The sequence below is a fragment of the Nonomuraea sp. NPDC003804 genome (genome assembly GCF_040610675.1).
Taxonomy (GTDB): domain Bacteria; phylum Actinomycetota; class Actinomycetes; order Streptosporangiales; family Streptosporangiaceae; genus Nonomuraea.
Window position 1 is genome coordinate 84,812 of sequence record NZ_JBEXMT010000039.1, and the last position, 7,370, is coordinate 92,181.

A 7,370-nucleotide genomic window follows, 5' to 3' on the forward strand; every position below is an offset into this window, starting at 1 on the left:
CCGAATGCATTTCGTTATCGACGCCAGGCCAACTCGGTGATCACCGTCGCCATCGCGTCGGCGGACACCTCCAGCGCGTGCGCGTCGATGTTCTGCGTGGTGTCGCAGGCCTGGTGGTAGCACGTGTCCATCGGGGCACCCGCCTGCCCCCCGAACAGCTTCGCCTCCCGCTCGGTCTTCTCCGTCTCGGCGCCGGTGAACAGCCCGCCCGCCGGTATTCCGACGCCGACGAACGGCCCGTAGTCCGAGCGCCCGCTGAAGTCGGTCCCCTTGTACGGCAGGCCGCGCTCCGCGAAGAACCGCACGAACTCCTGCTCGATCTCGGCCGACCCCTCCGGTCCCGGGCCCTCGCCCACCCCGTCGGAGTCGTCGCCGTCGTAGATCCCGAACGTGTGGTTGGGCGAGGCGATCATGTCGAAGTTCAGGTACATCTTGACCTTCTCGCGCTCCTCCGGTGAGAGGGAGCTCACGTAGTACGTGGATCCGAGCAGTCCCAGCTCCTCGGCGCCCCACCAGGCGAAGCGGATCGCCCGGTCGGGCTGGTAGGCGGCCATCTTCAGGGCGACCTCCAGGACGGCCGCGCTGCCCGAGCCGTTGTCGTTGATGCCGGGGCCCTGCCGTACCGAGTCGAGATGGGCGCCGACCATCACCACGTCGTCGGACGCGCCGCCCTTCGTCTGCGCGATCACGTTGCTCGTGATCTGACGCGTCGTGTCGGTGCTGGTCGCCACCCGCAGCTGCCGGGCGTCCGCCACCTCCATGCCGGTCGTCGCGTCGACGCCCACCACGGGAATGCGCTGAGGAGCACCCGTGCTGCCGGCGAACGTGCCACCCTGGTTGACGACCACCAGCGCGCCCGCGCCCGCCGCCGTGGCGTTGGCCGCCTTGGCGGCGAACGTGCAGCCACCCCTGTCGACCACCGCGACCCCGCCCGCGGGGAAATCGGTGAAGTCGGCGTTCAGGCAGCCCGTTCCCGCCGGTTGGGGGCGGCCGGTGACGTCGCCACTCGCCGAAAAGGACAGTGTTGTGATCTTTCCGACATCCTTTCCGTCCGCCACCAGCCGGGCCGGGAACAGTTCCCGGTAGTGATCGAATTGAAAGAATTGCTGCTCGACGTCGTATCCCGCCTCACGCAGGCGCGCCGCCACATAGTCGGCCGAAGCGTCATAGCCTGGAGTTCCCGCCGCTCTGTTACCGCCGTGGGCGTCGGCGATTGCCTGGAATGCTCGCAGATGGCCGAGAATGTTGGCGATCTGTACATCTTCGGCGAGAGGGGCGCCGGGCAGGGCCACAGCGAAGGCGACGAGCAAATGGGTGATCATGCCGCACAGAGTGGCAAGCTTTCACCACCGGGTATGGCAAGGCACGTCGTTGCTGGTAGAGACGTTACCCGGGGCAGTGGCCGCAGTGGGGTGGACGGACACTGGAAGCTGGAGATCGCACGGTCACCCGGGAAAGGTGCAGAATCGCTGTCGGTGGCAGACATCAGGGAAAGCGAGAAATCGGCGGACTCCGTGAAGGAGCGTCCAGTCGTGTCTGAGGCGCGCGACGAACCGGCCGTGTTCGTCGTCGAACCACTGCTGCCGCAGCGGCTGCGCCGCCCGTCCGACGCGCTCCGCTTCCTGGCCACCCTGCTCACGCTCACCGCGGTCATCCTGCTCATGCTCGTGGCCCAGCAGACGCTCATCGGCCTCGAACAGGACGTCACCCAGGGCACCGACCGCGCGCCCGCCCTCCTGACCCGTATCGCCACCTTCCTGAGCGGCGCGGCCGTCCTGGTCGTGCCCGCCGCGTTCGCCGTCGAACGGGTCTTCCACCGTGACGGACTGCGCGTCGCCGAAGGCCTGATCGCCGCCATCATCGGCATGGCCGGCTCCTACCTGATCGGCCAGTGGCTGGTCACCAACGGCCCCGGCGACCTGGCGACCCTGCTGACCGGCGGCCGCGACCTCGAACCGCTCAACGCGCTGCTCAGCTCCGTGATCGCCTACGCCACCGCCGTCCGCATCTCCAGACGCCCCACATGGCGGGCGCTCATGTGGACGGTGACCGCGCTGTCGATCTTCGCGCTGTTCACCGGCAAGCAGATCACGCTGCCGAGCGCCATCGTGACCGTCCTGTTCGGCATGGCCGTCGGCTACGGCACCCTCTACGGCGTCGGCAGCCCCAACACCCGCCCGCCGGGCAACGCCGTCATCTCCGCGCTGCGCAAGCTGTCCTTCTCGCCCGTCTCCGCCAGGCGGATCGACGACGACCACCAGGGCAGCCGCCGCTACGCCGTCGGCCTGTCCGACGGCACCAGCCTCGACGTCACCGTGCTCGACCGCGACCGCCAGGTGGCCGGCCTGCCGTACCGGCTGTGGCGGCGCATCAGGCTCCACTCCGAGACCAGGCGCCGGGCCATCCGCTCGCTCCGCGCCGAGCTCGAACGCGAGGCGCTCATGGCCTACGCGACCCAGGCGGCGGGCGCCAACACCCCGCGCCTGCTCGGCACCAGCGAGATCGGCACCGAGGCCGCCCTCCTCGCCTACGAGCACCTGGAGACCCGCCCCCTCGACGACGTCAAGGACAGCGAGCTCGACGACGACCTGCTGGCCCAGATCTGGGAGCAGGTGCTGCTCCTGCGGATGCAGCGCCTGGCCCACCGGCGGCTCACCGGCGACAGCATCCACCTCGACCGCGACGGCCACGTCGTCCTCACCGACCCGCGCAGCGGCGAGGTCGCGGCGGGCGACCTGCTGCTCCGCATCGACATCGCGCAGTTGCTGACCTACCTGGCGCTCCGTGTCGGGCCCGAGCGCTCGGTCAAGGCCGCCGCCTCCGTGCTCGGCAACGACGCGCTCGTCAGCGCGCTCCCCCTGCTCCAGCGCATCGCGCTGACCAGGCAGACCAGGGCCGCGCTGAACAAGCAGAAGGAGCTGCTGCCGGCCATCAGGGAGCAGATCGAGGCGCTGACGCCGCAGGCCGAGGTCGAAGAGGTACGGCTGGAGCGGTTCCGGCCGCGCACCCTCGTCACGATCATCGCCAGCACCCTGGCCGCCTACTTCCTGCTCTCGCAGCTCAGCAAGGTCAACCTGCTCCAGGTCATCACCACGGCCAAGTGGGAGTGGGGCGTCCTCGCGTTTGCCGCCGCCGGGCTCAGCTTCGTCGCCGCCGCGCTCATGATCAGAGGGTTCGTGCCCGAGCCGCTGCCGCTCGGCCGTACCGTGCTCGTGCAGTTCGCCTCGTCCTTCGTCAAGCTGGTCACCCCGCCCGCGGTGGGCGGCGTCGCGATCAACACGCGCTACCTGCAGAAGCGCGGGGTGCCGCCGGCGCTGGCGGTGGCCAGCATCGGCGCCTCCCAGGTCATCGGCCTGGCCAGCCACATCGGGCTGCTGCTGCTGTTCGCCTACATCACCGGGTCGAGCGCGACCACGTCGTTCACACCCTCGCGGGGGCTGCTCGCCGTCGTGCTCGCCGTCGCCGTCCTCATGGTGGTCGTGCTCGGTGTGCCGCCCCTGCGCAGGATCATCACCAAGCGGCTGCGCTCGCTGTTCGCCAACGTCGTGCCGCGCCTGCTCGACGTCCTCCAGTCACCCCGCAAGATCACCGAAGGTTTCGGCGGCATCATCTGCCTGTCGCTGGCGTTCGTGGTCTGCCTCTACGGCTGCGTGCGCGCCTTCGGCGGCGACACCAGTTTCACCACCGTCGCCGTCGTGTACCTCACCGCCAACGCGATCGGCTCGGCCGCGCCCACCCCTGGCGGTCTGGGCGCGGTCGAGGCGTCGCTCGCCGTCGGCCTGACGGTGGCCGGAGTGCCCGCGGAGTACGCGACCTCCGCGGTGCTGCTGTACCGGCTGCTCACCTTCTGGCTGCCGGTGCTACCCGGCTGGGCCGCCTTCACCTACCTCCAGCGGCACGAGGCTCTGTGATCGGTGGTCGTCACGACGCGGTCGAGGCGAAGCCCGTGATCTTGTCGATCTGCTCGAGCTCGTCCTCCGTGAACGCCGGCCCGTCCACCGCCGCCAGGTTGGCCTCCAGCTGGCCCACGCTGCTCGCCCCGATCAGCACGCTGGTCACCCGCGGGTCCCTCAGCACCCACGACAGCGCCATCTGCGCCAGCGACTGGCCGCGCGCGCTCGCGATCTCGTTGAGGTCGCGCGCCAGCTCGCGGTCGATCCGGTCCGCCGACAGGAACCTGCTCGTCGCCGCCCGCGAACCGGCCGGCACGCCCTCCAGGTAGCGGTCGGTCAGCAGCCCCTGGGCCAGCGGGGAGTAGACGATGCAGCCGATCCCCTCGTCCTCCAGCGTGTCCAGCAGCCCGTCCTCGATCCACCTGTTGATCATCGAGTACGACGGCTGGTGGATCAGCAGCGGCGTGCCCAGCTCCCGCATGATCCGCGCCGCCTGCGTGGTCTGCTCGGCCGAGTAGTTGGAGATGCCCGCGTACAGCGCCCTGCCCGAGCGCACCGCCGTGTCCAGCGCGCCCATCGTCTCCTCCAGCGGCGTCTCCGGATCGGGACGGTGGCTGTAGAAGATGTCGACGTACTCCAGGCCCATCCGCCGCAGCGACTGGTCGAGACTGGCCAGCACGTACTTGCGCGACCCCCACTCCCCATAGGGGCCCGGCCACATGTCGTAGCCGGCCTTGGTCGAGATGACCAGTTCGTCGCGGTAGGGGCGGAAGTCCTGGGCGAAGACGGCACCGAAGTTGCGCTCCGCCGAGCCGTACGGCACGCCGTAGTTGTTGGCCAGGTCGAAGTGGGTCACCCCGCGGTCGAAGGCGCTGCGCAGGATGGCACGCGAGATCTCGATCGGCCGGTCGTCGCCGAAGTTGTGCCACAGGCCGAGCGAGACCTGGGGCAGCCTGAGCCCGCTCCGGCCGCTGCGGACGTAGGGCATCTTCTCGTAGCGGTCATCGGCCGCCGCGTAGCTCACCGGGTTCCCCTCTCGATGATCCAGGACAGCGCGAACGCCTCCTCCTTCCACGCGTCGTAGCGACCGCTGCGGCCGCCGTGACCCGCGCCCATCTCCGTCTTCAGCAGGAACGGCCCGCCCTGCGCGGTCGCCCGCAGCCGTGCGATCCACTTGGCGGGCTCGTGGTAGAGCACCCTGGTGTCGTTCAGGCTGGTGATCGCCAGGATCGGCGGGTAGGTCGTCGCCGCGACGTTCTCGTAGGGGGAGTACCCCTTCATGTAGGCGTAGACGTCGGCGTTGTGCAGCGGGTCGCCCCACTCGTCCCACTCGATGACGGTCAGCGGCAGCGACGGGTCGAGGATGGTGTTGAGCGCGTCGACGAACGGCACCTCGGCCACCACGCCGGCGAACTCCTCCGGGGCCAGGTTGGCCACCGCGCCCATCAGCAGGCCGCCCGCCGAACCGCCCCTGGCGACGATCCGCTCGCTCCAGCCGGACGCCTTGAGGTGCCGCGCGGCGGCCACGAAGTCGGTGAAGGTGTTCTTCTTCCTGGTGAGCTTGCCCTCCTCGTACCACCGGCGGCCCATCTCGCCGCCACCCCTCACGTGCGCGATCGCGAAGGCGAAACCGCGGTCGAGGAGGCTGAGCCTGGCGACGGAGAAGCTCGGGTCCATCGAGGTCTCGTAGCTGCCGTAGCCGTACAGGAGGGTGGGGGCGGGCCTGGCGGCGTCCTTCCGCTTCACGATCGAGATCGGCACCTTGGTGCCGTCGTCCGCGGTCGCCCACTCCCTGAACTGCTCGTAGTCGGAGGGGTCGTAGCCGCCGAGCACGGGGCGCTGCTTGAGGAGGATCAGCCGCCGCGTCTCGAGGTCGTAGTCGTAGACGCTCGGCGGGGTCACCATGCTGGTGTAGCCGAGGCGCAGCCGTTCGGTGGCGAACTCGGGGTTGCCCGCGGGCGCCACGTCGTAGAGGGGCTCGGGGAACTCGATCTCGTAGGGCTCGCTCTGCCCACCCTCCAGGGGGTAGGGCAGGACGCGGATGCCGGTCAGGCCGCTGCGGCGGAAGTGGACGACGGCGTGGGTGGCGAACGCGTCGATCTCCAGCAGGCGGGTGTCCTCGCGATGCGGGATGAGCGGCGTCCACGACCCGGGGTCGTCGAGCGGCGCGGTGGCGAGCTCGAAGTTCTCCGCGTGCTCGTTGTGGAGGACGAAGAAGCGGTCGCCGGCGTGCTCGACGCCGTACTCGACGCCCGTGACGCGGGGGCGCACGACCCTGAACTCGCCGGTCGGGTCCTCGGCGTCGAGGATCCGGACCTCGCTGGTGATCTTGCTGCCGGCGCCCAGGACGAGGTACTTCTCGCTGCGCGTCAGGCCGATGCCGACCCAGAAGCGCTCGTCGGACTCCTCGTAGACCAGCACGTCGTCGGCGGCGTCGGTGCCGAGGACGTGGCGGTGGACCTGGTAGGGGCGCCAGGCGTCGTCCACCCTGGTGTAGAAGAACGTGGTGCCGTCGGCCGACCAGGCGCCGCCGTAGAAGACGCCGCTGATCTCGTCGGCGAGCTTCTCACCCGTCTCCAGGTCCTTGAACGTCAGCGTGAACCGCTCGTCGCCCTTGTAGTCGGTGGAGTAGGCGAGGAGCTTGCCGTCCGGAGTGACGGCGCTGGTGCCGATCGAGAAGAAGTCGTTGTCGCCCGCCAGCTCGTTGCCGTCCAGCAGGACCTGCTCGCCGGGGAGCGTGGCGTCGGTGGTGACCTCCGGAGGGGTGTCGCCGTCGGCGGGCACCCTGCAGGAGATGCCGTACTGCTTGCCCTCCTGGGTGCGCGAGAAGTACCACCAGGCGCCCTTGCGGCTGGGAACCGACAGGTCGGTCTCCTGCGTGCGCCCCTTGATCTCCTGGAAGACCTGCTCCTGGAGCTCGTCGAGGTGGGTGGTCTCCTGCTTGAGATAGTCGTTCTCCTGCTGGAGATAGGCGATCGTGTCAGGGTCTTCCTTATTGGTGAGCCACGCGTATTCGTCGATCACGGTGTCGCCGTGATGGGTGCGCTCGCTCGGAACCTTCTTCGCCAGAGGCGGGATGTGGCTGCTCACCTCGCCGAGTCTACGTTTCGCGTCTCGAGTGGTCGGGAGCGCTGCTAATCTTGAGGAGTCGGCGCGGCGCGGCGCAACCACCTAGTGGCAAGACCGCCAGGGCCGGCAAACCCCACTGACGCAGCGGTTCCGAAGATCGGTTTGTGAAACGGTCGAAGGGCTGGTAAGTTAGAGGGGTTGCCCCGGAAGCGGGGTGGTCGAGATTGTAGCTGGTTCGCCCGGTTTGACAGCAAGTCGGACGAAACGGTAAAATTATGACACAACGAACGAAGCGAGTGCGGCCGGGTGGTTAACGGTGAACGCGTCCGTTTCTTGAGAACTCAACAGTGTGTTAAAAGCCAGTGCATGAAAATATCATGCAACACCTCGTCAAATGCATTATGTGAT

Annotated in this window: 4 protein-coding genes; 1 reads left to right on the forward strand and 3 read right to left on the reverse strand. The window is 68.8% G+C overall.

Annotation, left to right across the window (positions count from 1 at the left end):
* Window positions 1-14: 14 nt before the first annotated feature.
* Entirely contained in the window at window positions 15-1,322 is a 1,308-nt protein-coding gene (locus ABZX22_RS38925) for a M28 family metallopeptidase (RefSeq protein WP_354920048.1), read from the reverse strand.
* 210 nt (window positions 1,323-1,532) lie between these two features.
* On the opposite strand from ABZX22_RS38925, the gene ABZX22_RS38930 reads away from it, so the two are divergent.
* On the forward strand, window positions 1,533-3,911 hold the full coding sequence (locus ABZX22_RS38930) for a lysylphosphatidylglycerol synthase transmembrane domain-containing protein (RefSeq protein WP_354920050.1): 2,379 nt from the start codon (window positions 1,533-1,535) through the stop codon (window positions 3,909-3,911).
* A gap of 10 nt (window positions 3,912-3,921) precedes the next feature.
* Here ABZX22_RS38930 and mgrA read toward each other — a convergent pair whose 3' ends face one another.
* Window positions 3,922-4,917 carry an L-glyceraldehyde 3-phosphate reductase gene (mgrA, locus tag ABZX22_RS38935; RefSeq protein WP_354920053.1) on the reverse strand — a complete coding sequence of 332 codons (996 nt, stop codon included), beginning with the start codon at window positions 4,915-4,917 and terminating at the stop codon, window positions 3,922-3,924.
* A complete protein-coding gene (locus tag ABZX22_RS38940) occupies window positions 4,914-6,983 on the reverse strand; it encodes a S9 family peptidase (RefSeq protein WP_354920056.1) in 2,070 nt (689 codons plus the stop codon). The genes mgrA and ABZX22_RS38940 overlap by 4 nt, the downstream gene beginning before the upstream one ends.
* Between the last annotated feature and the right edge of the window lie 387 nt (window positions 6,984-7,370).

What these genes read in the sequence shown, in the direction of transcription:
- ABZX22_RS38925 (WP_354920048.1), bottom strand. Translation starts at nt 1,322, where the DNA reads ATGATCACCCATTTGCTCGTCGCCTTCGCTGTGGCCCTGCCCGGCGCC.